Raw genomic sequence first — 24,317 nt, 5'->3', positions numbered from 1 at the left:
ACCCGTACCCGGGGGTGCGGGTTTAGGGTCTCTCGGATGCGGGTGGGTGAGCTGGCGCGCCGGACCGGGACGACGGTCCGGGCGCTGCGGTACTACGAGACGGCCGGGCTGGTCGTGCCGCGGCGGCTGGGCAACGGCTACCGCGAGTACGACCCCATCGCCGTACGGCTGGTGGCGCAGATCCGCGAGCTCATGGCCCTGGGGCTCAGCGTCGAGGAGACCCGCCCGTTCGTGGATTCGATCGCCTCGGGGGCCGGGGAGGCGGACGTGTGCGCGGCGGCGCTGGCCACGTACCGCAGCACCATCACCGGTCTGCAGGAACGCATCGGCCGGCTGACCGCCCAGCGGGAGGCCCTCGACGCCCGGCTCGACGAGGCCGCCGGCCGGGTCGTGACCGGCCACCCGGCGCGGGGCGCGGATCCCGGCGCGCTGGTGGGCAACCGGTTGCCGGCGCTGGCGTTCTACGGCACCGACGGGCGGCCGGTGGACCTCGGTGCGCTGGGGCCGGGCCGCAGCGTCATCTTCGTGTACCCGCTGACCGGGCGTCCCGGCGTCGACCTGCCGAACGGGCTGCTGGAGATCGCCGGTGCGCGCGGCGGCACCGAGCAGGCCGCGTGGTTCCGCGACCATCACGCGGAGCTGCGCACCGCGGGCGCGGCCCGGGTCTACGGGCTCTCCGCGCAGTCCAGCGGCTACCAGCGGGAGCTCGTGCACCGGCTGCGGCTGCCCTATCCGCTGCTCCCCGACCCGCAGCTGACCTGCGCGCAGGCGCTCGGCCTGCCCACCTTCGCCGCCGGTGACATGACCCTGTACGAGCGCCTCACCCTGGTCGTGGCCGACGGCGTGGTCGAGCACGTCTTCCACCCCATCCCCCAGCCGGCCTCGCACGCCCGGCAGGTGCTGCGCTGGCTCACCAAGCGCAGGTCGGCGGGCCGCGACGAACAGCGGATGTGACACTGGCAGCGATGCCAACCACCGACAGTGCCACCCCGTGGCGTGCCGCCCGTCTGATCGCCGCCCAGGCCGCCACCGCGCTGCCGGCCGAGGACGTCCCGCTGGACCGCGCCGTGGGCCGGGTGCTGGCCGCCCCGGTCCTCGCCCGCGCCGACCTGCCCGGCTTCGACACCGCGGCGATGGACGGCTATGCCGTGGCCGGCGCCGGCCCGTGGCAGGTCAGCGGGCGGATCCTGGCCGGCGGGCCGGGCTGGGCGCACGAGCTCCGGCCGGGGCAGGCGGTGGAGATCATGACGGGTGCGGTCGTGCCCGCCGGGACGGTGGCGGTGCTGCCGTACGAGACCGCAGACCTGAGCGACACGACGCCCGCCGCGAAGCCGCACATCCGGCGGGCCGGTGAGGACGCCCGGGCCGGCAGCGAACTGGCCGGTGCGGGCCGGCTCATCACGCCCGCGGTGGCCGGGTTGCTGGCCCAGGGCGGCGCCGACAGCGTACCGGTGCACCGCCGGCCCCGGGTCCGGCTGCTGGTCACCGGCGACGAGGTGATCAGCGCCGGGGTCCCGGCCACCGGGCAGGTCCGGGACGTCTTCACGCCGATGGTGTCGGCCCTGGCGGCGGCCGCGGGCGCGGTGGTGGCCGAGCGGCTGGTGCTGCGCGACGATCCGGGCCTGCTGGCCGAGCGCCTGGCCGCCCCGGGCGCCGACGTGGTCGTGGTGACCGGCTCGTCGTCGGCCGGCGCGGCCGACCATCTGCACCGGGTGCTGGAGAAGGTCGCCGCGCGGCGGCTCGTCGACCGGGTGGCCTGCCGGCCGGGCGGACCGCAGCTGCTGGCCGCGCTGCCGGGCGGGCGGTGGGTCACCGGCCTGCCGGGCAACCCGTTCGCCGGCCTGGTCGCGGCGGTGACGGTGCTGCAACCCCTGCTGTACGCCCTCACCGGACGCTCCGTGCCGCTCGCGATCCGCCTGCCGGTGCGTGGTGACGTGGTCGTCACCGCGCCGGTGACCCGCCTGGTGCCGGTCCGCCTCGCCGGTGACCACGCCGTGGTGGTGCCCGGGAGCCGGCCCGCGAGCCTGGCCGGTGCCGCGGCGGCGGACGCCCTGGCCGTGCTCGAGGACGGCTGGGCCGACGGCTCCCCCGCCGATCTGCTCCCGCTCGGCTGACCGGACCGCGTCCCGGCTCCGCGCGGCGCGGCACTCATTAGGCTGGACGGATGGATCGACGGCATGTGCGCGTGGGCAGCGCCCTGACCGCCGTCGCCGCCGTCACTCTGGCCGCGGTGCTGGCCCTGCACCGGCTGGTGCCCGGAGCGCTCGGCACGGCCCTGGACAGCGGACTGCCGTGGCTGGGCCTGCTGGTGCCGGCCCTGCTCGCGGTGGCGGCGCTGCGCCGCTCGTCGCGGACCTTCCTCGTCTGCCTGCTGCCCGCGGTGTTCTGGGCGGCGATGTTCGGGCCCGTACTGGTGCCACGCTCGGCGGCCGGCCACCACGACCTGCGGGTGGCGACGCTGAACCTGGGCGCCGAGAACCCCAGCCCCGGGCAGGCGGTACGCGCGGTGCTGGCCGCCGCGCCCGACGTCCTGGTGCTGCAGGAGCTGACCCCGGCCAACCTCGCCGCGGCCCAGCGGGAGCTCGCCGGCGGGTACGCGTACCACGCGGTGACCGGCACCGTCGGGTTGTGGAGCACGCTGCCGCTGACCGAGACCGGCCCGGTCGACATCGGCATCGGCTGGACCCGGGCGCTGCGGGTCACGGTGCCCAGCGCCGACGGCCCGGTCCGCATCTACGCCGCGCACCTGGCCTCGGCCCGCCCGGCCGCGACCGCCGAACGCGACCAGACGATCGCCGCGCTGGCCGCCGCGGTGGCCGCCGACGAGAGCCCGCGGGTGCTGGTGGCCGGTGACCTGAACACCGCCACCACCGACCGGCAGTTCGACGTGCTGGCGCCGCTGCGCGACACCCAGCAGGAGGCCGGCGCGGGTTTCGGCTTCACCTGGCCGGCCGAGCTGCCGGTGCTGCGCCCGGACCACATCCTGCAGCGGGGCATGTCGACCCAGCGGTCCTGGGTGCTGCGGGCGCCGGGCAGCGACCACCGGGCCGTGCTGGCCGAGCTCGACACCGCCTGACCCGCGACCGCCGGGCCGTGCCGGCCGAGCCCCTCCCCGTCTGCTCGGCGCGGGCGGGTCAGGCCGGGACGACGAGGCGGAAGCCGACGCCGCGGCGGTTCTCGATCCATTTGGCGTCGCCGAGCTTGCTGCGCAGGCTGGCCACGTGGAAGTCCAGCGTCTTGCCGGGACCGAGGAAGTCGGGCTCCCACACGGTGTCGAGGATGTGCCGGCGGGCGACGACCGCGCCCGGTTCGGCGGCCAGCAGCACGAGCAGGTCGTACTCCTTGGGGGCGAGCGGGATCGGCACGCCGTGCAGGCGGATCTGCCGGGTGCGGGTGTCGATGGCCAGGGGGCCGTACCGGCGGACCGGTTCCTGGGCCGGCACCCGGCGGGCCCGGCGGGTGACCGCGCGCATCCGGGCCACCAGGTCCGGCACCCGGTAGGGCTGCCCCACGAGGTCCTCGACGCCGAGCTCCCGGCCCAGGCTGCGGTCGTGCGCGCCGCCTTGCCCGGTCAGCAGGATCATCGGGACGGCGCCGTCGCCGCGCAGCTTGCGGCAGGCCTCGACCTGCTCGGTGTCGCGCCGGCCGAGGTCGAACAGGACCAGGTCGGGTGGCCCCCCGGCGGGCGCGGCCGCGCCGGTGGTGACGTGGTCCGCGCGGATGCCGTACCGGGCCAGGCCGTCGATCAGCGGTTCCGCGACCGACACGTCGTCCTCCACCAGCAAAACTCTCATGCCCCTGATACGGCTGCGGAGCCCGCGCGGATGAATGCGGACCGGGTGGACCGGGACCGTGCTGCTGCGCTCGGCGGCCATCCGGCCTGCGCGGCGGCGATCTGCCGGGTCCCGGTGGCGCCGCGGGTGACCGGCCGGGCCGGCGCGCAAGTGGGTGTGACGCAGCTGCTTGTGAGGCGGCACGGCGGCCTGCACCCTGGGGGCATGGAGCTGACAGACCCGGATCCGCCGGCCGGGGCCGAACCGGTCCGCATCGGACTGGCCCTCGGCGGCGGGGCCGTCCGCGGCGCGGCCCACATCGGCGTGCTGAACATCCTGGACAAGGCCGGCCTGGCCCCGTCGGTGATCACCGGCTGCAGCGCCGGCGCCCTGGTCGGTGCGCTCTACGCCGCCGGGATGAGCACGCCGGACATCTCCGCGCTGGCCCGCACCCTGCACTGGACGCGCCTCGTGCGCCCGAGCATCACCGGCCGGTCGCTGTTCGAGACGTCCCGGCTGGGCACTTTCCTCGACAAGACACTCGACGGCCGCACCTTCGCCGAGCTGGACCTGCCGTTCGCCACGGTGGCCTGCGAGCTCACCACCGCCCGGCGGGTGGTGCTGGACGAGGGCCCGGTGGCCAGCGCGGTCCTGGCCAGTTCGGCGATCCCGGGCGTCTTCCCGCCGGTCAGCCGCGACGACATGCTGCTGGTCGACGGCAGCCTGGTCGACATGGTCCCGGCCGCCCTGGCCCGCAGCATGGGCGCCGACATCGTGGTGGCGGTGGACGTGTCCGGCCCGCTGCCGCGCCGCCCGCCGAAGACGATGGTGCAGATCATGGTGGCGGTCAGCACCCTGCACCCCGGCGTCGAGGGACAGCTGGCCCGCGACGCGGACCTGGTGCTGACCCCCGACGTCGACGCGTACGCGTTCTGGGAGCTGTCCCGGATGAGCGAGTTCGAACAGGCCGGCGAGGCCGCCGCCGAGGAGTCCCTGCCCCTGGTGCAGGCGCTGGTGCAGGTGGCCGAGGCCCGCACGGCCTGGCGCAACCGGCAGCGCCCCTGAGGATCGCGCCGGCCTGAGGTCAGTCCGGCAGCCGGGCCTCGGGCAGCCGCTCGACGATCTCCTGCACGGTCTGCGCGGGCGTCTGGTGCGACGTGTCGAGCCACAGCCCGAGGCGCGGGGTGTCGGTGCGCAGGGCGTGGTCCAGGGCCGCGACGGTCCAGTCGCCGTACCCCTTCTTGGTCCGCATCTGCTCGCGGTGGGCGAGCACGTCCGGGCGGGGCGCGAGGACGACGACGAAGCGGGGCCGGGTGGCGAGCAGGTCCACGTAGCGGGCGAGGTCGGCCCCGACGATCACGTCCTGGACCACGGCCGTGAAGCCGGCCCGCGCATAACCGTCGGCGACCGTGGTCGTGAGCCGGTAGCGCAGCCACAACTGCGCGGTCGCCTCGGCCGACGCCCCGGGTGCGAGCTCGTGCCGCCCCGAGACGACCATCCGGCGGAACACGTCGCCGCGCACGTGCGCCGCGCGCGGAAAGTGCCCGGCGAGCCCCTGCGCGACAGTCGACTTGCCCGCGGCCATGGCGCCCGTGATGACGACGGCCGCGGCGGACGACACGTGCACTGGAGCCTCCCGGCGGCCGGACCTCACTGCTGCGCGGCCCACCCTAGGTGACAGACTTGCCGCCATGGGGTTGTTCACGCCGGCGCAGGCCCGCATCGAGCTGGCCCGGCTGCGGCCGGTGCTCGACGAGCTGGTCGTCGTCCGGGCCGACATGGTCGAGCTGTCCGCCGCGCTGGCCACCGGGGGCACGCCGTCGGCGCTGGGCGGGCTGCCCGAACAGAAGGCCGCCGAGGCCCGGCTCAACGAGCTGATGACCGAGGTGCAGGAGACCGGGGCCGAGCTCAAGGGCGTCGCGCCGCTGCTGATCGACTTCCCCGCCGACCTCGACGGGGTGCCGGTACTGCTGTGCTGGCTCGAGGGTGAGACCGAGCTGGGCTGGTACCACCGCCTCGACCTGGGTTTCGCAGGCCGGCGCCGGCTGCACTGAGGCGACCGGCCGGCACCGGCTGCCCTGACGAGCGGCCGGCGCCGGGACGCTCAGGAGTCGGAGGGCAGCTGCCGGCGGCCGAACTCGAGGGTGTCGAGGTCGCCGTGGAACTGGTCGGTGTCGACGTCACTCTGGGTGGCCCGGATGCGCTTGCCGCCGATGACCACGGCACCGCTGGGCAGGATGTCGTCCAGCGGACCGGTCTGTTGCGCGGGCGGCAGCACCTGACGGCCGGTCGTACGGTCGTGGACGCGGATCTGGAACAGCACCGGGGACAGCCGTACGCAGGTCACCCGGTACCACCGGCCCACCGTCAGCTGGAAGTTCTCGGGCCCGGCCGGCAGCAGGACGAAGCGGGTGCCGTCCGACCACCGGCACGAGGGCCGGCCGTAGTCGACCTGCATCTTCCACTGGCTGACGCCCGCCCCGGCGGCGCCGAACTGGAAGACGTTCATGCCGGCGGCCGGGGACGGCGGCTCGGTGAGGCGGATGTCGGCGCCGAACACGAACCGCCCCTCGCCGCCGTCGTCCGGGACCAGCGTGATGCTGCTGGCCGGCTGGATGATCGCCTGTGGACACGGCGCGACGGTGCAGCTGCCGCCGGGGAACCGCAGGAACGGGTCGCCGCCGGGTCCGGCCACCGAGGTCACGGCACCGCCACGGCCGGTGAGGATGCTGCCGTGCAGATCCTTGCCGCTGCTGTCGGCGACCTGGGTGGCGTTCACCAGGTCGCCGGCGTAGCGCAGTTCCAGGGTGCCCGGCGGTGGTGCCGCCACCGCGGGGCCGGCCAGGGCGAGGACGAGCACGGCCACGGCCCCGCTCGTCGCTGATCGCAGAAGGTTCATGGTGCCGAGTGCAGCGGAGCCGGCGGCGGTGGACAAGGCGGAACGGTGCGACAGGCCGGGCCGTACCCGATCGGGGTCGTCCGGCTGTCGTATCGTGGGGTGACGTCGCAGGCCACGTCGGAGGTGATCACGGTGCCCCGGTGCTCATGACAGCCCCATCCCGGGGTGTCACGGAGCCGAAAGGCGACCGTATGAGCAGGACCGACAAGACCAGGCCGTGGTGGGTGAAGCTGGCCGAGCGGCCGATGGTGACCTGCCGGCCGCAGCATGATCATCGCTTCGGGACGTGCACGCTGCCGGACCGGATCGACGCCACGGCCGCACCGATCATCCGCCCCGAGCGGGGTTGCTACTGGGTGGTGACCGCCCGCTTCGCCGACACCATGCACAACGGCTGCCGCGAGTGCACGGGCTACTACTTCCGCCGCGACGAACGCCGCCGGAGCCGTCACGAGACGCGCCGCGAACTGCGCGTATATCACGGCGAGGACTGACGGGTCAGCGGCCGGGCCGGCGCGCCCCGGCCGCTGCGTCCGGGTGTCAGCGCAGGTACGACGCGAGCGCGATGCCCTGTTCCCGCAGCGCGGCGGCGATCAGGGCGGCGATCTGCCGGGCCCCCGCAGTCTCGAAGTGGGTGTGGTCGTTGCAGAAGAAGGCACCGACCGCGCCGGCGGTGTAGTCGCCGTTGTTCGGGCACAGCTTCAGCGAGTCGTACAACGCGACGCTGCGCTTGTGCAGATCGATCAGCGGCACGCCGTGGGTGGTGGCGGCGCTCTGCGTGTCGGCGAGGAACCCGCGGTTGCCCACCGCGGTGCTGCCGCTGCAGGTGATCGCCGCGACCGGGGTCACCAGGACCGGTCTGGCGCCGCGGTCCTTGGCCGCCTGCACCATCACGCCGAGCAGCTGCCGGTAGCGGGCGGCGCCGACGTGGCGCGGGCAGGCGGAGTCGCCGTCGTTGATACCGAACTGGATGAACAGGTAGTCGCCGGCGCGCATCCCGTTGGTGGCATCGAGCATGGCGGTCCACCGCGAGCTGTAGGTGGTCGGGCTGACGATGCACTCGCCGGCGGCGTTCTTGGTGCCGGTGACGTTGCCTTCGTAGAGCCAGGTCTGGATGCTGCGGCCGCCGACGGCGCTGTTCTGCACGGTGACGTCGCTGGTGAAGTACGGCGCGAACTGGCTGCCCCAGCCGACCGGGCAAGCGCTGGCGTTCGCCATTGTCGAGTCGCCGGCCATCCAGATCTTGACCCGCTCGGCCGGTGCCGACGGCGAGGCCGGCGGGGTGCTCGGGCCGGTGCAGGGCGTCGGCGACGGTGTGCCGGGGGTCGGCGAAACGGTGCCGCTGGTCGGTGACGGCGTGCCGGCCGGACCGGCGCAGGGGGTGCCGTTGAAGGTGAACGACGCCGGTACGGGGTTGCTGCCGGTGTGGGTCCCGTTGAATCCGAAACTGACGGAGGCCCCGGACGCCACCGCGCTGTTGTAGCTCAGGCCGGCGGCGGTCACCGCGGTTCCGACTGCGGTGACGGAGGCGTTCCAGGCCTGGGTGATGCCCTGACCGGGCGCCGTCGTCCAGCCGAGCGTCCATCCGGTCACCGCGTCGCCCAGGTTGGTCACGGTGACGTCGGCGCCGAATCCCGTACCCCACTGGTTGGTGATCGTGTAGTCGACGCGGCAGGCCGGGGCCGCGGCCGCCTGCGCCGTAGTGATGCCGGCACCGCCGGCGGCCACGACCACGACCGTGGCGGCGAGCAGGGCCAGGCGCCGCCGGGGGACCGTCATCGGGTCACCGCCGCGGGGGCGAGCTTGCCGGCGATGATCGGGGCGAGCCGGGCCGCGACGGCCTGATGACCGGCGTCGTTGGGGTGCACGTTGTCGCTCAGTCCGCCGGCGGGCACCCAGCCGTCGGTGGGCACGAAGAAGGTGTTGCGGTCGCCGGCGGTGGTGACGGTCTGCACGGCCGCCTGGGTCTGTGCGGCGTACCGCCTGGTGAAGGTCTGCAGGGCCAGGATCGCCGCCTGCGGGTATCTGGCGCGGATGTCGCGCAACAGCTGGGTGTAGACGATCTGGAACGTGGTGCTGCTGACGCCGTGCCCGACGTCGTTGGTGCCGAGGTTGATCACGACGGCGTCGGCCCGGTACCGGGAGAAGTCCCACAGCGGTGACCCGGCCGCGGTGTTGTTGCGCAGGAACCGGTCGGCCATGCCGGTGCAGCCGTCCGCGGCGCTGACCAGGCAGGCCCCGCCCTCGGCGATCTGCGTGTGCGCGGCGCCGAGCCGCTCACCGGTCAGCCACCCGTACGCGGTGAGCGCGTTCTTCGACGAGGTGGTGCCGACGGTGATCGAGTCGCCGATGAACTCGACCAGCCGGGCGGGCCGGGGCGGGGCGACCGTGGTGGCACCGCTGTCGAGCACGAGTCCCTGGAAGACGGCGTCACCGTGGTACGACCCGGCGACCACGCGGTAGGAGACCCGCAATGTGTGGTTACCGGCCCGCAATGGTGTCGGGGTGAGGTTGACCGTGCCACTGACGTTGCGCAGGTAGACATCGGTGGCGCCGTCGATGCTGTAGTAGAGGTCGATCGCGGCCCGCTGTCTCAGGGCGACCCGGGTGCCCGTGAAGCCGGTGACGAGATAGGCGCCGGCGAAGTGCGGCACGACGACGGCGGGGTTCGCGGTGTCCCAGCGCCCGTAGAAGGCGATGTTGGGGTCGCGCGGTGAGCCGTCGCCCGCTGCCGCCTGCGCCGCCGGGGCGAGCAGCCAGCCGGTGAGCGCGAACAGCAGTGCCGCGATGGCCAGGACCAGGACTTTCAGCCGTCGTCGCACCGGGCCGACTCCTCATGATTGGGAGCGCTCCCAATCAGGAGGTGACCTCATCGTCAATCATCGTTCGATGCCTGTCAATGAACCTCCGCCCGGGGTCAGTCCTCCCCGGGCACGGACAACGGGTAGCGGTCCGCATCTCGTTCGGCCAGCCGCTGCACCGCCCGCCGGTACTGCGGCCCGGTGATCTCGCCGTCCAGCAGCTGCCGGGCCAGGACACCCTCCAGCGTCTCCGGCACCGCCGGCACGGGCACCACCTCGGCCTCGGCCGGCTCGGCGGCGCCATCCTGGTCCGCGTTCCGGACGGCCGACCAGGCGGTCGCCACGACGATGGCCGCCAGCGTGATCGTCAGCAGCACCATGAAGATCATCGTCGCCATCACCTCCCGGCACCATCTTGGTTCCGTTCGACCTGAGAGACCAGAGCCGAACGTCCCATTGCACGGAAGGCGGCACCGGCCGGAGCCGGTGCCGCCTCCCGCGATGACCGGGTCAGCCCTGCTGGGCCCAGTCGCCCAGGGACCAGTCGCGGACCTCGGGCATGTCCTCCAGGTGCTCCACCACGTACGCCTCGTGCTTGGCCAGCTGCTGCTCGCACCAGGTCTTGAGCTCGGTGGCCCCGCGCGGCAGCCGCTTGGCGTTGTTGATCGCGTCCATCACCAGGTGGTAGCGCGATGCCTTGTTGCGCACCGTCATGTCGAACGGGGTGGTCGTCGTGCCCTGCTCGATGAAGCCGCGGACCCGGAACCGGTCGGCGTCGGGGCGGCCGTGCACCAGCTGGTGGATGGCGCCCGGGTAGCCGTGGAAGGAGAAGACCACGTCGACCGTGTCGGTGAACAGCTCGGTGAACATGGTCTCGCTCATGCCGTGCGGGTGGTCCTTCGGGCGTACCAGGGTCATCAGGTCGACCACGTTGACCACCCGGACCTTCAGTCCGGGCAGCTTCTCCTTGAGGATCTGGGCCGCCGCCACGGTCTCCATGGTCACCACGTCGCCGGCGCACGCCAGCACGATGTCCGGGTCGCTGCTGCCGTCGTCGGTGCCGGCCCACTCCCAGATGCCCGCGCCGCGGGCGCAGTGCTCGATCGCCTCGTCCATGGTGAGGAACTGCAGCTGGGGCTGCTTGTCGATGACGATCAGGTTGATGTACGAGCGGGACCGGAAGCAGTGGTCGGCCACCGACAGCAGCGTGTTGGCGTCCGGCGGCAGGTAGACCCGGGCCACGTCGCCGCGCTGGGTCAGCACCACCTGGATCAGGCCCGGGCCCTGGTGCGAGAAGCCGTTGTGGTCGTTGCGCCAGGCCGTCGAGGTCAGCAGCACGTTCAGGCTGGGCACCTTGGCCCGCCACGGCAGGTTCTTGGCCTCCTGCAGCCACTTGCCGTGCTGGACCGTCTGCGAGGCGCTGACCATCGCGAACGCCTCGTAGGTGGCGAACATGCCGTGCCGGCCGGTGAGCGTGTACCCCTCCAGCCAGCCGTGGCAGTTGTGCTCGGAGAGCACCTCCATCACCCGGCCGTCCCGGCTGATCTTGACGTCCTCGTCCGTGACGTGCTCCATGAAGCCGCGGTCGGAGACCTCGAAGACGGCACCGAGGCGGTTGCTGTTCGTCTCGTCCGGGCAGAACAGCCGGAAGCTGTACGGGTTGCGCGCGTAGATGTCGCGCATCAGCTCGCCGAGCTTGCGGGTCGACTCGGCGTGCTGGGCCGCCGGACGCGGCACCTCGACGGCGTAGTCCCGGAAGTCGGGCATGTCCAGGTCCTCGGTGAGCCGGCCGCCGTTGGCGTGCGGGCTGGCGCTCATCCGCAGGTCACCCTCGGGGGCCAGGGCACGCACGAGCTCGGTCGGCGCACCGTCGGCGTCGAACAGCTCCTCCGGGCGGTACGAGCGCAACCACGTGTCCAGGATGGCCAGGTGCTCCGGGTTGTCGCGGACACCGGAAAGCGGCACCTGGTGCGAGCGCCAGGTGCCCGTCACCTTGATGCCGTCGACCTCGGCCGGGCCGGTCCAGCCCTTGGGCGAACGCAGGATGATGAGCGGCCAGCGCGGCCGGGTGCCGTCCCACTCGCCGTCGCGGGCCGAACGCTGGATGGCCCGGATCTTGCCCCAGGCCTCGGCGAGGGCGGCGGCGAAGCGGTGGTGCATGCCGGGCAGGTCCTCGCCCCCGACCTCGATGATCTCGTACCCGTGGCCCTGCAGCAGCGCGCGCACCTCGGCCGGGTCCTTGCGGGCCAGCACGGTGGGCCCGGCGATCTTGGCCCCGTTGAGGTGCAGGATCGGCAGGACCGCACCGTCGCGGGCCGGGTTGATGAAGGAGACGCCCTTCCAGGAGCCCTCCAGCGGGCCGGTCTCGGCCTCACCGTCACCGACCACGGCGACGGCCAGCAGGTCGGGGTTGTCCATCACGGCGCCGAACGCGTGCACCAGCACGTACCCCAGCTCACCGCCCTCGTGGATCGAGCCCGGCGTCGTCACCGACACGTGGCTCGGGATGCCGCCCGGGCTGGAGAACTGCCGGAACAGCCGGAGCATGCCGGCCTCGTCCTGGGAGACGTCCGGGTAGATCTCGCTGTAGGTGCCCTCCAGGTAGCCGGCGGCGACCAGCGCCGGGCCGCCGTGGCCGGGCCCGGCAAGATAGATCGACTGCTGACCGGTACGCCGGATCAGACGCGACACGTGCGCGTAGATCAGCGACAGACCCGGGCTGGTCCCCCAGTGCCCGAGCAGCCGCGGCTTGATGTGCTCGGGCGCCAGCGGCTCACGCAGCAGCGGATTGCCACCCAGGTAGATCTGGCCGATGGTCAGATAGTTGTTGGCCCGCCACCAGGCGTCCAGCTGGGCGATCTCCGTGTCGTCCGGAGCGGCGAGGGCGCGCACCAGCTCGTCGTCGCGGGTGCCGGCCTGGTGTTCCGATACGGCGGTCACGGTGTTCCTTCCGTTTGCTGCTGACTGGGTCAATTCTCAATCTAGGGGCCCGGAGATCACCGCGCTCAGAGGACGACGGACGTCGCCGACGGGACCTTCGGCCCCCTGCTCGGCGCGGTCCCGGATGCCGGTGAGCATCTTGCGTTCCATGATCAAGCTGCCCGGCTCCAGCACCACGCGGCTGACCAGCCGCCGGCCCGGCGAGCGCGGCGGCACGGCGATCCGGTTGCGGCTCACCAGCCGGGTCCCGCCCCGGTCGGCGGCCAGCCCGAAGATCCAGACCCAGCTCCCGTCGGCGGAGCGGAAGGCCAGCGTGCGGGGCCGGTCGCAGATCTCCACCCGCATGCCCGGCCCGTCCGCGCCGAGCGGCAGCACATCACCCACGGCAAGCTGCTGGAACTGCGGCAGGATGCGGTCGGCGCTGTGCATGTCGAGACCGAACAGGTTCTCGATCCAGTCGTAGGTGTAGGCGCCGCCGCGGTGGCTGCCCAGCTGCACCAGCCAGGGCCAGACGGCGTCGGGCGGCGCGTCGATCGTGACGGCGCGCGTCGAGACGACGTCCGGGCCGGCCAGCAGCTCGTCACCGGGCATCGGCGCGGCAACCTCCGCCGGGGTGGCTCCCCAGGTCAGATACCACCGCCGTGCCGGAGGTCCGTAGGCGACGGCCGCTAGCAGTGCCGCACCGGTCAGGCCTTTGACGATGAGGTTCATGGCCCTCCTCCTTCGCATCCGCCCTCACCGTGCGCCCGCGCACGCCTGCACCGCCAGGGCCGTCCGGCCCGCCGGTGGTGACCCCGGTCAGCGCGGGTGGTCGCCGAGCAGCTTCGTGGCCAGCACCGCGGCCTGGGTACGCCGTTCCAGGCCCAGCTTCGCCAGCAGGCTGGACACGTAGTTCTTCACCGTCTTCTCGGCCAGGAACATCTTCCCGGCGATCTCCCGGTTGGTCAGTCCCTCGGCCACGAACTCCAGGATTCGCCGTTCCTGGTCGGTCAGCGAGGCCAGCTCCCGGGGCTGCTCCACGCCGTGCCGGATGCGCTCCAGCACCCGCTGGGTCACCGCGGGATCCAGCAGCGACTGGCCGGTGGCGACCCGGCGGACCGCGTCGACCAGGTCGGTGCCGCGGATCTGCTTCAGCACATAGCCCGACGCGCCGGCCATGATCGCCGCGAACAGCGCCTCGTCGTCCTCGTACGAGGTGAGGATCAGCCCCCGGATCGACGAGTCCACCGCCCGCACGTCGCGGCACACGTCGATGCCGTTGCCGTCGGGCAGCCGCGCGTCCAGGACCATCACGTCCGGCCGCAGCGCCGGGATCCGGCGGGTCGCCTCCTGCGCCAGTCCGGACTCCCCCACCACCTCGATGTCCCCGGCGGCGTGCAGCAGGTCGGCCAGGCCACGGCGGACGACCTCGTGGTCGTCGAGCAGGAAGACACGAATCATGTGTCCTTCCTACCGGGCGCAGGTCCCGCGACCAAGGGCCGGAGGTCCTGTCGGCGTGGGACGGGTGGCCGTGGCGCGGTCCGCGCCGGCGAAAGGGCCCGAAGTCCCGGCCCGGCCGGTCCGCGGCCTCTGCTGCCGGGGCCGGCCGCGGAGCTGAATAGAGGTGTCAGCCAGGATCGGAAAGGACGTGGACATCATGACCGCCGCCACCCACCTCACCTCCACCGGCCGCAGGGGCACCACAGCGGCGGGCGTCGACACCACCACCGAGAGCACCGCGCAGCGGGCGACCCGCTACGTGCTCGCCGGTCTGCGGCTCGCGCTCGGCTGGGTCTTCCTCTGGGCCTTCCTCGACAAGCTCTTCGGGCTGGGGCACTCTACCCCGTCGGCCAACGCCTGGATCAACGGCGGCAGCCCCACCAAGGGCTTCCTCGGCAAGGCCGTCAGCGGCCCGTTCGAGGGCTTCTACCACAGCTTCGCCGGCGCGGCCTGGGCCGACACCCTGTTCATGCTCGGCCTGGCCGGCATCGGCATCGCCCTGATCGCCGGGATCGGCATGCGATTCGCCGCGGCCGCCGGCTCGCTGATGCTGGTCCTCATGTGGACCGCCGTCCTGCCGCCCGAGAACAACCCCTTCATGGACGACCACCTCATCTACGCGGGCGTCCTGGTCCTCCTCGTCCTCACCGCGGCCGGCGACACGCTCGGCCTCGGCCGGTTCTGGAGCCGCCTGCCGATCGTGCAGCGCCTCCCCTGGCTCAAGTAGCCGGCAGTGACAGTCGGGCGGCGTCCGTAACGGACACCGCCCGGCCTGCTATGACAGGGCCTCGCGCATGGCGATCCGGGCCCGCCGCGCGCGGGATTTCACCGTGCCTTCCGGCACTCCCAGCAGCAGCGCCGTCTCCCGTACGGACAGCCCGTCGAGAACCAGCGACCGCAGCACCACCCGCAGCTCGGCCGGCAGCACCAGCAGGGCCTGCTCCAGCTCCTGACCGATCCGCCCGGCCATGACCTCGTCCTCGGCGGCGGGCGCCGTCGACGCGGTCAGCGGGACCGCCGGCAGCTGGGTGTGCCGGGCCCGCCGACGGAACGCGTCGACCAGCCGGTTCGCGGCGATCGTCCAGAGCCAGCCCACCGCGCTGCCCGCGGTGGCCGCGCCGGCGAAGCTGCCCGCCGCCCGCCAGACCGCCAGGTACGTCTCCTGCAGCACGTCGGCGACCACGTCCTCGTCGGCGCACCGGCGTCGCAGCCGGGCCGCGAGCCACGGCGACGTGCGGCGGTACAGCTCGTCGAACGCGGGCCGGTCCCCGGTGGCCGTCCGGCGCACGAGGGTCTCCTCGTCGACCGCGTCCCAGCTTCGTCTCACACCACGCAAGACGACTCCCGGCTGTCCACGGTTCTGCGCTTGAGGTGACCCCCGTCACTATGCGGCAGATCGAGGGGGAATGTCAGGCGCTCGGCCGGCCCATCCGGGCACTGGCCGCCACCGTCTCCTCGGTCTGCGCGCGGCGCCGTGCCGAGTACGCGGCGAACGCCGTGGCGGGCTCCGGGTGCTCCCGCAGAGCGGCGGCCAGCGCGACGGCGTCCTCGAGAGCCATCGACGCGCCCTGGGCCGCCGCCGGGGACGCGGCGTGCGCGGCGTCGCCCACCAGCACCATCCGTTCGTTGTGCCAGCTCGGCGTCGTCGGGATGTCGTAGGAGTCGCCGCCCACGACGTCCCCGCCGGTCGCCTCGATGATCGCCGCCGCGGGGGTGGCGTCGTCGCGTACGGCGTCGAGGACCAGCTGGCGCCACTGCGTGGCCGTCGTCCCGGCGGGGCGGCTGTCGCCGGTGAGGCGGGCGAACCACCAGGTGCGCCCGTCGCCGGGAGCCGTGAAGCCGAAGAAGGCGCGGGCGCCGAAGACCATGTGGTACGCCTCCGGCGCGCTGCCGGCCGGGTTGCCGTCCGCGTAGCCGTAGACGACGTGCTGGCCGGTGTAGCGCGGGGTCGGGGCCTGCGGGTCGATGAGGCGGCGGGTCGGTGAGTGGATGCCGTCGGCCCCGACCAGGACGTCGCCCCGGGCGAACGTGCCGTCGGCGAAGCGGGCCTCGATGCCACCGTCGACGGTCGCGGCATCGGTCAGCCGCTTGCCGTGCAGGACCGGGATGCCCCGGGAGATCGCCAGATCCTGAAGCGCCCTGTAGAGGGCCGCGCGGCTCAGGGTGCGCGCCGTACCCTCGATCGCCCGGTGCTGCAGGTGCGCGCCCTCGGCGTTGAAGAGCTCCACCGCCGCGGCCGGGTAGGAGGCCGCCATGACGGCCGGGCCGGCGCCGATCGAGTCCAGCGCGGCCATCCCGTTGGCCATCACGGTCAGGAAGGCGCCGGCGTCGTCCCCGCCGGACGGGTGTGCCTCGTTCACGATCGAGGGAATCCCCGCCTGGTGCAGAGCGAGCGCGGTCGCGGCGCCGGCGACGCCGCCGCCGGCGATGAGTACTTTCGTCATGATTGTTGGATATCCTTCGATGACTTCACCGGCGACGAGGGGGCGGGCGAGGTGAGCGATCGCAGGCTGCGCAGGCGGTGCCGGACGCTGCTGCGCGAGCTGGATGTGCGGCCGCCCCTGGACGTCCGGGAGCTGTGCGCGCGGCTGGCCCGGCAGCGGGGCCGCCCGATCCGGCTGGTGGACCATCCGATCAAGGTGCCAGGGCCGTTCGGGCTCTGGTTCATGACGGAATCCATGGACGTCATCTTCTACCAGCAGCAGACGACGCGTCCGCACCAGGACCACATCATCCTGCACGAGATCGGGCACATCATCGCCGATCACCCCAGCGACGAGGGTGATGACCAGGCCTGGGAGGCGCTCACCCCGGACGAGCGCCCCGGCGGCGGCACCCGGGCGCTGCGCCGCACCTGCTACGACTCGGCCTACGAGCGGGAGGCGGAGCTGATCGCCACCGTCATCCTGGAGTGGGCCAGCGTCCTCAATCCGCTCTATCCCGGCGGTGCCGAGCGGCTCGGCTCGTCGCTGTCGCACCACCAGGGCTGGCTGTAGTGGCGCCCGTCCTGCTCGCTGTCATCGCCGCGGCGCTGTGGATCGGCGTGCTCAACAAGGTCGTCCAGCTCTGGCGGGCGCCGGAGGATCTGCCGCTGCGCGCGGTGGCGGCCTGCGTGGTGAGCGCGACCCTGAGCTTCACGGCCAATCTGCCGCCGCTCGAGCCGCTGCTCGACCGGGCCGGGGCCGGGGTACGCAGCCTCGTGGTCAACGTGGCCACGATGGCCGCGGCGTACTTCCTGCTGGCGTTCCTCACCTACTCCATGCGCGGGAGGGCTGCCCGTCGCGCCGTACGCGTGCAGGCCGCGCCGCTGGCAGCCGGGATCCTGATCGCGGTCGTGGCCTGGGCCCTGGCCCCGCCCGCGGTGCGCGCCGACCCCGCCGAGACGGCCAACGGCGCGAGCCCGCACGCCACCGTGTTCGTCGTGGCCGTGCTCGGCTACATGGCGTACGCGCACGCGCAGTCGCTGCGCTGGTCGATCGCGTACGTGCGCGCCGCCGGCACCACCCGGCTGCGCCGCGGTCTGATCATCCTGAGCGTGGCGGTCTGCGCCTTCCTGATCGCCGACGCCACCAAGTCGGTGCTGGCTCTGCTCCAGGCCACGACCGAGCCGGCCCCGGCCGCCGTACGCGTCTTCACCCTCGTCCACCTGACCGGGGTCGCCGCGGGCGCGCTCGCGTTCGTGGTCGGCGTCAGTTACGCGGCGGTCGTCGGCATGCTGGTCTCGGTGCCGCTGTGGCGCGCGCACCGGCGCTACTACCGCCAGCTGGAGCCGCTGTGGACAGCAGTGGATCAGGCGTTCCCGCAGCTGGTGCTGGGTCGTGTGCCCGCCGTCTCGTGGCGCGGCCGGCTGGGCTGGGACAGCAGCCACTACCGCTTCTACCGGCGGGTCGTCGAGATCCGTGACGGGCTGGTGCTGCTGGGGCCGTACTTCGAGGTGTCGGCGGCTCGCGCCGACGCTCAGCGGGACGAGGCGCACTGGGCCGCCGCGATCCGCGGCGCCCTGCGCGCGAAGCAGGCGGAAGGCCCGGTCGTTGACGCGGATCCCGTCCTCGTGCCCGGGGGCGACGATCTGGAGAGCGACGCCCGCCGGCTCGTCGGGATCTCGCGGGAGCTCGCCGTGAGGTGAGGTGAGGCGCGGGCCCGGTCTCGGCCGCCCCGTGATCGGTCGGAACGGGCCCGCGTTGTCCACTGTCGGCGCACAATTTCCTTTGCGACACTATATTTAACGGCTGACACCGGTCAAGGCGGATCCGCGGCCCCGACGGTTAACCGGAGACGACAGGCGTGGGAGCCTCGACGACATGTCCGACAGTGCAGGCCGGCCGCCGGCCACGGTGGCAGCCCGGTTGAACGAGCTGTTCGCCACCGTCACCTGGGTCGACGACCGCGGGCGCACCCGGGAGTATTCGACCCCGCAGGTGGCCCGGGCGATCACCGACGACCCGGCGCACGACACCAGCGTCTCGCGTGTCTATCTCGCCACATTGCGCTCGGGGGCCAACACCAACCCGACCGTCGCCGTGCTCAAGGCGATCGCCAAGTTCTTCGACGAGCGGCGCGCCCCCGGCAGCGCGCCGGTCACCGCCTCGTTCCTGCTCGGCGAGCACGACCCGGCCGGCGACGACCCGGAGGCCCGGGAGCTGCGCCGCAAGCTCGCCGACCGGCAGGTCCGCATGATCGCCATGCGGGCGGGTGACATGACCCCGGCGGTACGCCGCCAGGTGCTGCAGATGCTCGACATCCTGGGCCAGCCGACCGCTCCCGGCACCCCGCCCACGCCGGAATCGGTGCGCACCGAGGACGACACGACCGAAAGTGGATAGTCCACCGGTTAGACAGCGCCGGGCGTTGTCGTTTAAGTTGGTCGTACGGCGCCGTTGCGAGTTCTTCCCCCGTGGAATTCGCAGCGGCGCCTCTTTGTCTGCACCATCGGCTAGTAGCCGATGTGGAACGTGGCGTCCTGCTTGTCGGTGCCCGGCGAGCCGGCGGTGATCGGGTCGATCCGCAGCACGTAGCCGCTGTGCCGCACGTAGCGGTCCGGGAAGTTGTGTGAGCGCAGCGACGTCCAGCCGGCGTCGGCCCAGCCCGCGACCCGGTGGAAGGTGGCGTCGGCCTGGAAACCGCTGGTGCCGTCGTTCGCGTCGAGCACCAGTGCGTAGTTCGCATGCCGCAGGTAGCGGTCGGGATAGTTCACCGAGCGCAGCGACACCCCGGCCGGGTCGGCCAGGCCGGGCACCAGCGTCCACAACTGGTCCTGGTACGGGTCGAACGGGTACGCGTCGATACGCCCCACCCCGTCGGCGTGCCGCACGTAGCGGTCCGGGAAGTTGTACGACTTGAGCCGGCTCCAGGACGGCGTGCCCCAGGTCGCGGTGAGCCCGGACAGCTCGGCGGCGGTGATCGCGGTGATGCCCAGGTGCTTGGAGTTCAGCGGCTGGGTGTACGCGCGGTCATTCAGCAGGCTCCACGAGCCACCCGCGACGTCGCCGCTCTGCCAGCAGTAGAACCGGCCGTTCGGGCTCCAGGTGTCGCCCCACATGTACCAGACGTTCGCGCTGTTGGACTTGACGATCTGCGGCGCCTCGACGCCGCGGCCGGGGCCGATAGGGCCGGTGTAGATGCTGAAGCTGCCCGGGTTCAGCGAGGTGGACCGGGTGCCCAGCAGCGTGCTGTTGGTGTTGTTCTTGTAGTACATGTAGTTGACGCCGCCGACCGTGACGAAGTTGCCGTCGATGGCGTCGTAGCCGGGGTCGAAGAAGACCTGCGGCGCCGAGGCGGTGACGAAGTCGGCGGTGTAGGAGACCATCAGCACGTTGTGCCCGTTGACCACGGCGGAGAAGACCACGGCGTAGCGGCCGCGGGCGGCGTCCCAGAAGGCCTCGGGGGCCCAGGCGTGGGTGGCCAGCGAGTGCACCTTGAGCAGCCGGTAGTTGCGGAAGCTGCGCAGGTCCGTGGAGTCCCAGACGTGCAGGTACTGGCTCTGGTACGACCAGTTCGTGCCGTTGAGGTCGGTGGCCAGCACGGTGAACGTACCGTCCTGCTTGCGCAGGATGAACGGGTCGCGCAGCCCGCCGCTGCCCGCGGTCGGCGTCGCCACCGGCCGGTTCTGGTTGAGCGGCGTCCAGGCGAGGCCGTCGCCGCTGACCGCCAGGTGCAGGTTGTAGCTGGCGGCGCTCATCGACGGCGACTCCGTGAAGTAGGCCATCGCGTAGCCGGAGTAGGTGGCGGCCTGGGCGGCGCCGGGCCGGATCAGGGCACCCGCGGCGGCGCTCACCCCCAGCGCGGACAGCAGAGTACGACGTCTCACGAGCACCTCACAGTTTGATGTGACCGGTAACATTGATGTTACTGAATGATTCCGGTCACGTTGCGCGATTGTCAAGAAGGCCGGCGGCGAGGCGTTGCGCCTATCGACGGCGCGGCGCGCGCGTGCGAGAGTGTGCGGCCATGGAGATCGTTTCTCGGTCGGGAACCGGATGACAGCTGCGGAACCCTCCGGTGGCACCCGGGCCCGGTGGATCGGCGCGGGCTACGCGGCGCAGGGCCTCGGGTACGCCGCGGTCGTCACCGCGCTGCCGATGTTCAAGGAGCGCCAAGGTCTCGACGACGCCCTGGTGTCGGCGATCCTCCTGCTCGTCGTGGTCGCGGCAGCCGGCGGCTCGCTGGTCGCGGACGCGGTCGCGGCCCGGTGGGGCAGCCGCTTCGCCCTGGCCGGCGGGCTGGTGACGATCGGCGTCGCGCTCGGCCTCACCACGTTCCACACCCCGACGGCTGTGTTCGTGGCCGTTCTCATCGCGTACGGCGTGGGCCTGGGCACCGTCGACGCCTCGCTGAGCATGCAGGGTGTGCTCGTCCAGGCCCGGCTGGGCCGCAGCGTGATGAACCGGCTCTTCGCCGCCTACACCGCCGCCGCCTTCGTCGCCGCGCTGCTGATGTCGGCCTTCGTCGCGAGCGGGGCCGGCGCCGGCGTGGCCGTGGGCGTCGCCGGCGGGTTCGCGCTCCTGGTGGCGCTGGCCGGCTGGCGCGGGTACGAGCCCGCCCGCACCGTCATGCCCGACCTGACCGGGCACCGCCACCCGCGCGACGGCAGCAAGCGGGTCGTGCTCATCTGCGGTGCGCTGATCTTCACCGCGTTCCTCGCCGACTCGGCCGTCAGCACCTGGAGCTCGGTGTACCTGCACGACTCGCTGTCGGCCGCGGACTCCGTCGCGCCGCTGGGCTACGCGGCGTACCAGGTCGCGGTGCTCGTCTCCCGGCTGGTCGGCGACCATGTCGTGCCCCGCACCGGCGTGGTCGCCGCCGCGGGCGCGTCCCTGCTGGTCTGCGCGGTGGGCTGCGGCCTGGTCGTCGCGGTCCCGTCGGTCGCGGTGGCCGTCGCCGGTTTCGCCCTCACCGGCCTCGGCGTGGGCGTGCTGGTGCCGCTGGCCTTCAGCGCCGCCGGGCACGCCGTGCCCGGCAACAGCGACGAGGTGATCGCCCGGGTCAACCTGTTCAACTACGGCGGCGCGCTGATCGGCGCGGTCCTGCTCGGCCTGCTGTCCGAGCCGGTCGGCCTGCGGATCGCGTTCCTCGTCCCGGTGCTGGGACTGCTGCTCACCCTGCCGGTGGTCCGGCAGCTGCGGCGGCTCACCGTCGCGGCGCCCTCGCGGGCAGTGCCGTGAAAGCTCGGACCGGGTACGGCATCAGGCCGGCACGAAGCGTACGGCGTCGGCGACGACGTAGCCGGTGGTCGACTCCGTCCGGATCAGCACACTTCCGGTGCTGCCGGCGGCGAAGGTGAACGTGCCCAGCGACACCCACTGACCACCGGCCACCCGCTGGTCGACGGTCCTGGTCGTGGTGCCGCCGCTGTGCACGACGTCGACCGGCACGTTGCCCGCCCGGTTCTCGTGCGCGGTCCACCGCAGGTACACCGCGTAGCCGCCGGCGGCGGGCAGGGCCGGCGTGAACCGCAGCCGGTTGACCCCCTTGGCCGTGTTGCCGTCGTGCTCGTAGTCCGGGCCGTGGAAGCCGCCGGTCGCGGTGCTGCGGACCCAGGTGCCGGCCCGGGTCACCCCGGTCGTGGCGGCGTTGTCGACGATGACCTCGCCGGTGCCGGTCAGCGGCCACCGCAGCAGCTGGCCGTCCTGGCGCAGCCGGGCCTCGAGGGCGGGATAGCTCACCTGCTGCACCGGTACCGCCGCGTCGATGGCGAGCACCGCCGCGGTCGCCGCCGACTGGGCCAGGATCATGAAGACCGGTTCCATCCGGATCGACCCGTACGCGATGTGACTCGCCGCCAGGCACACCGGCACCAGCAGGTTCGGGCACTGCGCCGGGTCCGGCACGATCGAGCGGTAGCTGATCGGGAACGGCGCCGGCACGCCGGTCTGCACGTCGCCCTCGTTGCGGACCGCCCCGCCCACGACGACCCGCTGGCAGTTGTGGGAATCCATGGTGTAGCTGGCCAGCCCGACCGGATCACCGGCGCGCGTCGACCCCCGGCAGTCCCGTTCGGTCATCACGTAGGCCGACCGCATCCGCCGCGCCTCACGGACGTAGAGCTGCGGCGGCCACCCGCCGGAAGCGGCGAACTCGTCGACCGGCAGCCCCCAGGACGCCGTCGCGGTGCGGATCGAGGCCGGCAGCCGCGGGTCGTTGGCGAGGAACCACATCAGGCCCTGCTGGTACGTCCGGTGCTCGGCGATCATCGCCTCGCGCGCGGCGTACCCGGCGGTGGGATAGGCGTAGTTGCGCCCGATGAAGTCGGTCGAGACCGCGCCGTTGTTGTTGGAGTCGGTCTTGCCGCCACCGACACTCTGCGTGGTGAAGAACGGCCCGCCGTACCCGGCGTCGATGTACCGCCGGAGCAGCTCGTACTCCGCCGGGTCGTAGCCGGCCGGCTTGGGGAACGGGATACGGCCGGCGTCGCGGGTCAGGCACATCCGGAAGTTGTACGCCTGGATCCGGTCGTCGGCAGTGCCGTTCGGGGCCACCGGGCTCGCCGAGATGCCCGGCAACAGCCCACTGGCCGGGTCGCCCGCGACCACGTACGGATCGACGGGCCGGTCGAACTGGTGCTTGTCCCGCAGCTGCACGCCGTTGATCGTCTCGCCGTACTCGGTGTTCGCCTCGCGGCCGAGCGTCCAGCTGACCCCGGCCCGGTCCATCAGGTCACCCTCGTAGCCGGCGTCGACGTACATCAGGCCCCGGAACACCTGGCCGTTGTCGGTCACCAGCTCGGTGATCCGGGCGCCCGAACGGGTCACCGAGCTCAGCCGGGCCCCGAGGTAGACGGGCACCCCGGCCTCGGCCAGCAGGTCGTCCAGCACCGCGCGGGCCACGTGCGGCTCGAAAGTGAACCGGGCCGGGGAGGTGGGGGTGACGACCGTGCCGTTGTACTTCGCGTACACCCGGCGGTAGAACTCCCCGGCGATGCCGCCGATGGACTCCTTGACGCCGCTGTCGGTGAAGCCCAGGCCGCCGGTGGTCAGGCCGCCCAGGTGCGTGCCCGGCTCGACGACCACGGCGGTACGGCCCATCCGCCGGGCCTGGACCGCGGCGACCAGACCCGCCGCTGTCCCGCCGTAGACGACCAGGTCGGCCTGCACGGCGGCGGCCGCGAGCGCGGGCAGGGCCGGTGCGGCCGCGGTGACCACCAGGGTCGCGCCGCCGATCCGCAGGACGTGACGCCGGCTGAGGTGAGCTGACATGGCGGGGCGCCTCCCTGGTAGCGGAACCCCGTCATCCTCATCAGCCGCCGAGTCCACTGTCAACGGTCGGCGGAGCTGCCGGAAATCGCCTCGCGCCGCCTCGGACGGTGTGTGATCGTGGCGGGATGCCACAACCGATCTTGCGGACCGAGCGGCTGGTGCTCGTCCCCCTGGCGGACCGGCACCTCGAACGGGAGGTCGAGCTGGACTCGGACCCCGAGGTGTTGCGCTACATCTTCGGCCGGGCGCGGTCGCGCGAGGAGGTCGTCGCCGCCCACGCCGGGCGGATGGCGCTGGGGCGCAAGGTGGACGGGCTGGGCTACTGGATGGCGTACCGGTCCACCGGCGACGAGGACGAGTTCGTCGGGCTCATGATGCTGCCGCCGGCGCACGGTCCCGACCAGCCCGACGATCCGGCCGTCGCCGAGCTCGGTTACCGCCTGCTGCGCCGGCACTGGCGGCAGGGCCTGGCCGGCGAGGCGTCCCGGGCGCTGCTGGCGCACGCTTTCGAGACCGTCGGGCAGACCCGGGTGATCGCGCAGACCATGGCGGTGAACGCCGCGTCGAGGGGCGTGATGGCCGCGGTCGGCCTGCGCCACGTGCGGACGTACTTCCCGGTCTGGGACGACCCGCTGCCGGGAGCGGACCTGGGCGAGGTCGAGTACGAGATGACCAGGGAGATGTGGGCGTCCCGCAATACCGATTCCGGGTGACACGAGTCGGCGCCGGGCGC

At 72.9% G+C, this 24,317-nt stretch carries 25 protein-coding genes; 12 read left to right on the top strand and 13 right to left on the bottom strand.

Features of this window, described 5'->3' with window-relative positions; all coding sequences use genetic code 11:
* The first annotated feature begins 36 nt into the window (after positions 1–36).
* Genes ACZ6S4_RS34450 through ACZ6S4_RS34440 form a run of 3 tightly spaced genes read left to right on the top strand, consistent with a single transcriptional unit; the run spans position 37 to position 3,076 of the window.
* The gene (locus ACZ6S4_RS34450) at positions 37–954 is read left to right on the top strand and encodes a MerR family transcriptional regulator (protein WP_465478916.1); all 918 of its coding nucleotides are present in this window, start codon (positions 37–39) and stop codon (positions 952–954) included.
* An 11-nt stretch (positions 955–965) separates the two neighbouring features.
* Positions 966–2,114, top strand: a complete 1,149-nt coding sequence (locus ACZ6S4_RS34445; RefSeq protein WP_465478915.1) for a molybdopterin molybdotransferase MoeA — start codon at positions 966–968, stop codon at positions 2,112–2,114.
* 50 nt (positions 2,115–2,164) lie between these two features.
* Positions 2,165–3,076 carry an endonuclease/exonuclease/phosphatase family protein gene (locus ACZ6S4_RS34440; protein WP_465478914.1) on the top strand — a complete coding sequence of 304 codons (912 nt, stop codon included), beginning with the start codon at positions 2,165–2,167 and terminating at the stop codon, positions 3,074–3,076.
* Positions 3,077–3,134: 58 nt separating this feature from the next.
* Here ACZ6S4_RS34440 and ACZ6S4_RS34435 read toward each other — a convergent pair whose 3' ends face one another.
* On the bottom strand, positions 3,135–3,794 hold the full coding sequence (locus tag ACZ6S4_RS34435; RefSeq protein WP_465478913.1) for a response regulator transcription factor: 660 nt from the start codon (positions 3,792–3,794) through the stop codon (positions 3,135–3,137).
* A 204-nt stretch (positions 3,795–3,998) separates the two neighbouring features.
* Here ACZ6S4_RS34435 and ACZ6S4_RS34430 point away from each other — a divergent pair, with 204 nt between their 5' ends.
* The gene (locus tag ACZ6S4_RS34430; protein ID WP_465478912.1) at positions 3,999–4,838 is read left to right on the top strand and encodes a patatin-like phospholipase family protein; all 840 of its coding nucleotides are present in this window, start codon (positions 3,999–4,001) and stop codon (positions 4,836–4,838) included.
* A 19-nt stretch (positions 4,839–4,857) separates the two neighbouring features.
* On the opposite strand, the gene ACZ6S4_RS34425 is transcribed toward ACZ6S4_RS34430, so the two are convergent.
* The gene (locus tag ACZ6S4_RS34425; RefSeq protein WP_465478911.1) at positions 4,858–5,400 is read right to left on the bottom strand and encodes an AAA family ATPase; all 543 of its coding nucleotides are present in this window, start codon (positions 5,398–5,400) and stop codon (positions 4,858–4,860) included.
* 64 nt (positions 5,401–5,464) lie between these two features.
* Here ACZ6S4_RS34425 and ACZ6S4_RS34420 point away from each other — a divergent pair, with 64 nt between their 5' ends.
* Positions 5,465–5,827 (top strand): DUF2203 domain-containing protein, encoded by a 363-nt coding sequence (locus tag ACZ6S4_RS34420; protein WP_465478910.1) that lies wholly within the window; start codon positions 5,465–5,467, stop codon positions 5,825–5,827.
* Positions 5,828–5,877: 50 nt separating this feature from the next.
* On the opposite strand, the gene ACZ6S4_RS34415 is transcribed toward ACZ6S4_RS34420, so the two are convergent.
* On the bottom strand, positions 5,878–6,672 hold the full coding sequence (locus tag ACZ6S4_RS34415; RefSeq protein WP_465478909.1) for a hypothetical protein: 795 nt from the start codon (positions 6,670–6,672) through the stop codon (positions 5,878–5,880).
* 191 nt (positions 6,673–6,863) lie between these two features.
* Between ACZ6S4_RS34415 and ACZ6S4_RS34410 the strand changes: the two genes are divergently transcribed.
* Positions 6,864–7,166 carry a hypothetical protein gene (locus tag ACZ6S4_RS34410; RefSeq protein WP_465478908.1) on the top strand — a complete coding sequence of 101 codons (303 nt, stop codon included), beginning with the start codon at positions 6,864–6,866 and terminating at the stop codon, positions 7,164–7,166.
* A gap of 46 nt (positions 7,167–7,212) precedes the next feature.
* Here the strand turns inward: ACZ6S4_RS34410 and ACZ6S4_RS34405 are convergent, their stop codons facing one another.
* The 6 genes from ACZ6S4_RS34405 to ACZ6S4_RS34380 all read right to left on the bottom strand — a co-directional run bounded on the left by ACZ6S4_RS34405 (position 7,213) and on the right by ACZ6S4_RS34380 (position 13,853).
* Positions 7,213–8,451, bottom strand: coding sequence for a cellulose binding domain-containing protein (locus tag ACZ6S4_RS34405; RefSeq protein WP_465478907.1), 1,239 nt, complete (start codon positions 8,449–8,451; stop codon positions 7,213–7,215).
* Positions 8,448–9,494 carry an SGNH/GDSL hydrolase family protein gene (locus ACZ6S4_RS34400; protein WP_465478906.1) on the bottom strand — a complete coding sequence of 349 codons (1,047 nt, stop codon included), beginning with the start codon at positions 9,492–9,494 and terminating at the stop codon, positions 8,448–8,450. Before ACZ6S4_RS34400 ends, ACZ6S4_RS34405 begins: the two co-directional genes overlap by 4 nt.
* Positions 9,495–9,589: 95 nt before the next feature.
* A complete protein-coding gene (locus tag ACZ6S4_RS34395; RefSeq protein WP_465478905.1) occupies positions 9,590–9,871 on the bottom strand; it encodes a hypothetical protein in 282 nt (93 codons plus the stop codon).
* A 112-nt stretch (positions 9,872–9,983) separates the two neighbouring features.
* Positions 9,984–12,365 (bottom strand): phosphoketolase family protein, encoded by a 2,382-nt coding sequence (locus ACZ6S4_RS34390; RefSeq protein WP_465479026.1) that lies wholly within the window; start codon positions 12,363–12,365, stop codon positions 9,984–9,986.
* A gap of 84 nt (positions 12,366–12,449) precedes the next feature.
* Positions 12,450–13,124, bottom strand: a complete 675-nt coding sequence (locus ACZ6S4_RS34385; protein WP_465478904.1) for an SRPBCC family protein — start codon at positions 13,122–13,124, stop codon at positions 12,450–12,452.
* A gap of 87 nt (positions 13,125–13,211) precedes the next feature.
* The gene (locus ACZ6S4_RS34380; protein WP_465478903.1) at positions 13,212–13,853 is read right to left on the bottom strand and encodes a response regulator; all 642 of its coding nucleotides are present in this window, start codon (positions 13,851–13,853) and stop codon (positions 13,212–13,214) included.
* 196 nt (positions 13,854–14,049) lie between these two features.
* Here ACZ6S4_RS34380 and ACZ6S4_RS34375 point away from each other — a divergent pair, with 196 nt between their 5' ends.
* Positions 14,050–14,619: a hypothetical protein gene (locus ACZ6S4_RS34375; protein WP_465479025.1), complete on the top strand. Its 570-nt coding sequence runs from the start codon at positions 14,050–14,052 to the stop codon at positions 14,617–14,619.
* Positions 14,620–14,667: 48 nt separating this feature from the next.
* Here the strand turns inward: ACZ6S4_RS34375 and ACZ6S4_RS34370 are convergent, their stop codons facing one another.
* Positions 14,668–15,219: an RNA polymerase sigma factor gene (locus tag ACZ6S4_RS34370; protein WP_465478902.1), complete on the bottom strand. Its 552-nt coding sequence runs from the start codon at positions 15,217–15,219 to the stop codon at positions 14,668–14,670.
* Between the two features lie 82 nt (positions 15,220–15,301).
* Entirely contained in the window at positions 15,302–16,336 is a 1,035-nt protein-coding gene (locus tag ACZ6S4_RS34365) for an FAD-dependent monooxygenase (RefSeq protein ID WP_465478901.1), read from the bottom strand.
* 51 nt (positions 16,337–16,387) lie between these two features.
* Here ACZ6S4_RS34365 and ACZ6S4_RS34360 point away from each other — a divergent pair, with 51 nt between their 5' ends.
* From ACZ6S4_RS34360 to ACZ6S4_RS34350, 3 genes are all read left to right on the top strand, one after another.
* Positions 16,388–16,888 carry a hypothetical protein gene (locus ACZ6S4_RS34360; RefSeq protein ID WP_465478900.1) on the top strand — a complete coding sequence of 167 codons (501 nt, stop codon included), beginning with the start codon at positions 16,388–16,390 and terminating at the stop codon, positions 16,886–16,888.
* Positions 16,888–18,018 carry an MAB_1171c family putative transporter gene (locus tag ACZ6S4_RS34355; protein ID WP_465478899.1) on the top strand — a complete coding sequence of 377 codons (1,131 nt, stop codon included), beginning with the start codon at positions 16,888–16,890 and terminating at the stop codon, positions 18,016–18,018. The genes ACZ6S4_RS34360 and ACZ6S4_RS34355 overlap by 1 nt, the downstream gene beginning before the upstream one ends.
* Before the next feature lie 208 nt (positions 18,019–18,226).
* A complete protein-coding gene (locus tag ACZ6S4_RS34350) occupies positions 18,227–18,715 on the top strand; it encodes a hypothetical protein (protein ID WP_465479024.1) in 489 nt (162 codons plus the stop codon).
* Between the two features lie 110 nt (positions 18,716–18,825).
* On the opposite strand, the gene ACZ6S4_RS34345 is transcribed toward ACZ6S4_RS34350, so the two are convergent.
* On the bottom strand, positions 18,826–20,199 hold the full coding sequence (locus tag ACZ6S4_RS34345; RefSeq protein ID WP_465478898.1) for a glycoside hydrolase family 43 protein: 1,374 nt from the start codon (positions 20,197–20,199) through the stop codon (positions 18,826–18,828).
* A gap of 169 nt (positions 20,200–20,368) precedes the next feature.
* Here ACZ6S4_RS34345 and ACZ6S4_RS34340 point away from each other — a divergent pair, with 169 nt between their 5' ends.
* Complete coding sequence (locus tag ACZ6S4_RS34340; RefSeq protein WP_465478897.1) at positions 20,369–21,553, top strand: MFS transporter; 1,185 nt, start codon at positions 20,369–20,371, stop codon at positions 21,551–21,553.
* Positions 21,554–21,574: 21 nt separating this feature from the next.
* Here ACZ6S4_RS34340 and ACZ6S4_RS34335 read toward each other — a convergent pair whose 3' ends face one another.
* Positions 21,575–23,584, bottom strand: coding sequence for an FAD-dependent oxidoreductase (locus ACZ6S4_RS34335; protein WP_465478896.1), 2,010 nt, complete (start codon positions 23,582–23,584; stop codon positions 21,575–21,577).
* A 125-nt stretch (positions 23,585–23,709) separates the two neighbouring features.
* Between ACZ6S4_RS34335 and ACZ6S4_RS34330 the strand changes: the two genes are divergently transcribed.
* Complete coding sequence (locus tag ACZ6S4_RS34330; protein ID WP_465478895.1) at positions 23,710–24,297, top strand: GNAT family N-acetyltransferase; 588 nt, start codon at positions 23,710–23,712, stop codon at positions 24,295–24,297.
* Positions 24,298–24,317: the final 20 nt, after the last annotated feature.

Source organism: Actinoplanes sp. NPDC051405 (assembly GCF_055586185.1).
This window is presented reverse-complemented; position numbering and strand designations above follow the sequence as displayed.

Excerpts from the sequence above, each read along its gene's own strand:
- ACZ6S4_RS34365 (WP_465478901.1), bottom strand. The coding sequence starts at position 16,336 with ATGACGAAAGTACTCATCGCCGGCGGCGGCGTCGCCGGCGCCGCGACC.
- ACZ6S4_RS34375 (WP_465479025.1), top strand. The coding sequence starts at position 14,050 with ATGACCGCCGCCACCCACCTCACCTCCACCGGCCGCAGGGGCACCACA.
- ACZ6S4_RS34380 (WP_465478903.1), bottom strand. The coding sequence starts at position 13,853 with ATGATTCGTGTCTTCCTGCTCGACGACCACGAGGTCGTCCGCCGTGGC.
- ACZ6S4_RS34435 (WP_465478913.1), bottom strand. The coding sequence starts at position 3,794 with ATGAGAGTTTTGCTGGTGGAGGACGACGTGTCGGTCGCGGAACCGCTG.
- ACZ6S4_RS34395 (WP_465478905.1), bottom strand. The coding sequence starts at position 9,871 with ATGGCGACGATGATCTTCATGGTGCTGCTGACGATCACGCTGGCGGCC.
- ACZ6S4_RS34450 (WP_465478916.1), top strand. The coding sequence starts at position 37 with ATGCGGGTGGGTGAGCTGGCGCGCCGGACCGGGACGACGGTCCGGGCG.
- ACZ6S4_RS34445 (WP_465478915.1), top strand. The coding sequence starts at position 966 with ATGCCAACCACCGACAGTGCCACCCCGTGGCGTGCCGCCCGTCTGATC.
- ACZ6S4_RS34330 (WP_465478895.1), top strand. The coding sequence starts at position 23,710 with ATGCCACAACCGATCTTGCGGACCGAGCGGCTGGTGCTCGTCCCCCTG.
- ACZ6S4_RS34340 (WP_465478897.1), top strand. The coding sequence starts at position 20,369 with ATGACAGCTGCGGAACCCTCCGGTGGCACCCGGGCCCGGTGGATCGGC.
- ACZ6S4_RS34385 (WP_465478904.1), bottom strand. The coding sequence starts at position 13,124 with ATGAACCTCATCGTCAAAGGCCTGACCGGTGCGGCACTGCTAGCGGCC.
- ACZ6S4_RS34430 (WP_465478912.1), top strand. The coding sequence starts at position 3,999 with ATGGAGCTGACAGACCCGGATCCGCCGGCCGGGGCCGAACCGGTCCGC.
- ACZ6S4_RS34420 (WP_465478910.1), top strand. The coding sequence starts at position 5,465 with ATGGGGTTGTTCACGCCGGCGCAGGCCCGCATCGAGCTGGCCCGGCTG.
- ACZ6S4_RS34335 (WP_465478896.1), bottom strand. The coding sequence starts at position 23,584 with ATGTCAGCTCACCTCAGCCGGCGTCACGTCCTGCGGATCGGCGGCGCG.
- ACZ6S4_RS34410 (WP_465478908.1), top strand. The coding sequence starts at position 6,864 with ATGAGCAGGACCGACAAGACCAGGCCGTGGTGGGTGAAGCTGGCCGAG.
- ACZ6S4_RS34415 (WP_465478909.1), bottom strand. The coding sequence starts at position 6,672 with ATGAACCTTCTGCGATCAGCGACGAGCGGGGCCGTGGCCGTGCTCGTC.
- ACZ6S4_RS34405 (WP_465478907.1), bottom strand. The coding sequence starts at position 8,451 with ATGACGGTCCCCCGGCGGCGCCTGGCCCTGCTCGCCGCCACGGTCGTG.
- ACZ6S4_RS34440 (WP_465478914.1), top strand. The coding sequence starts at position 2,165 with ATGGATCGACGGCATGTGCGCGTGGGCAGCGCCCTGACCGCCGTCGCC.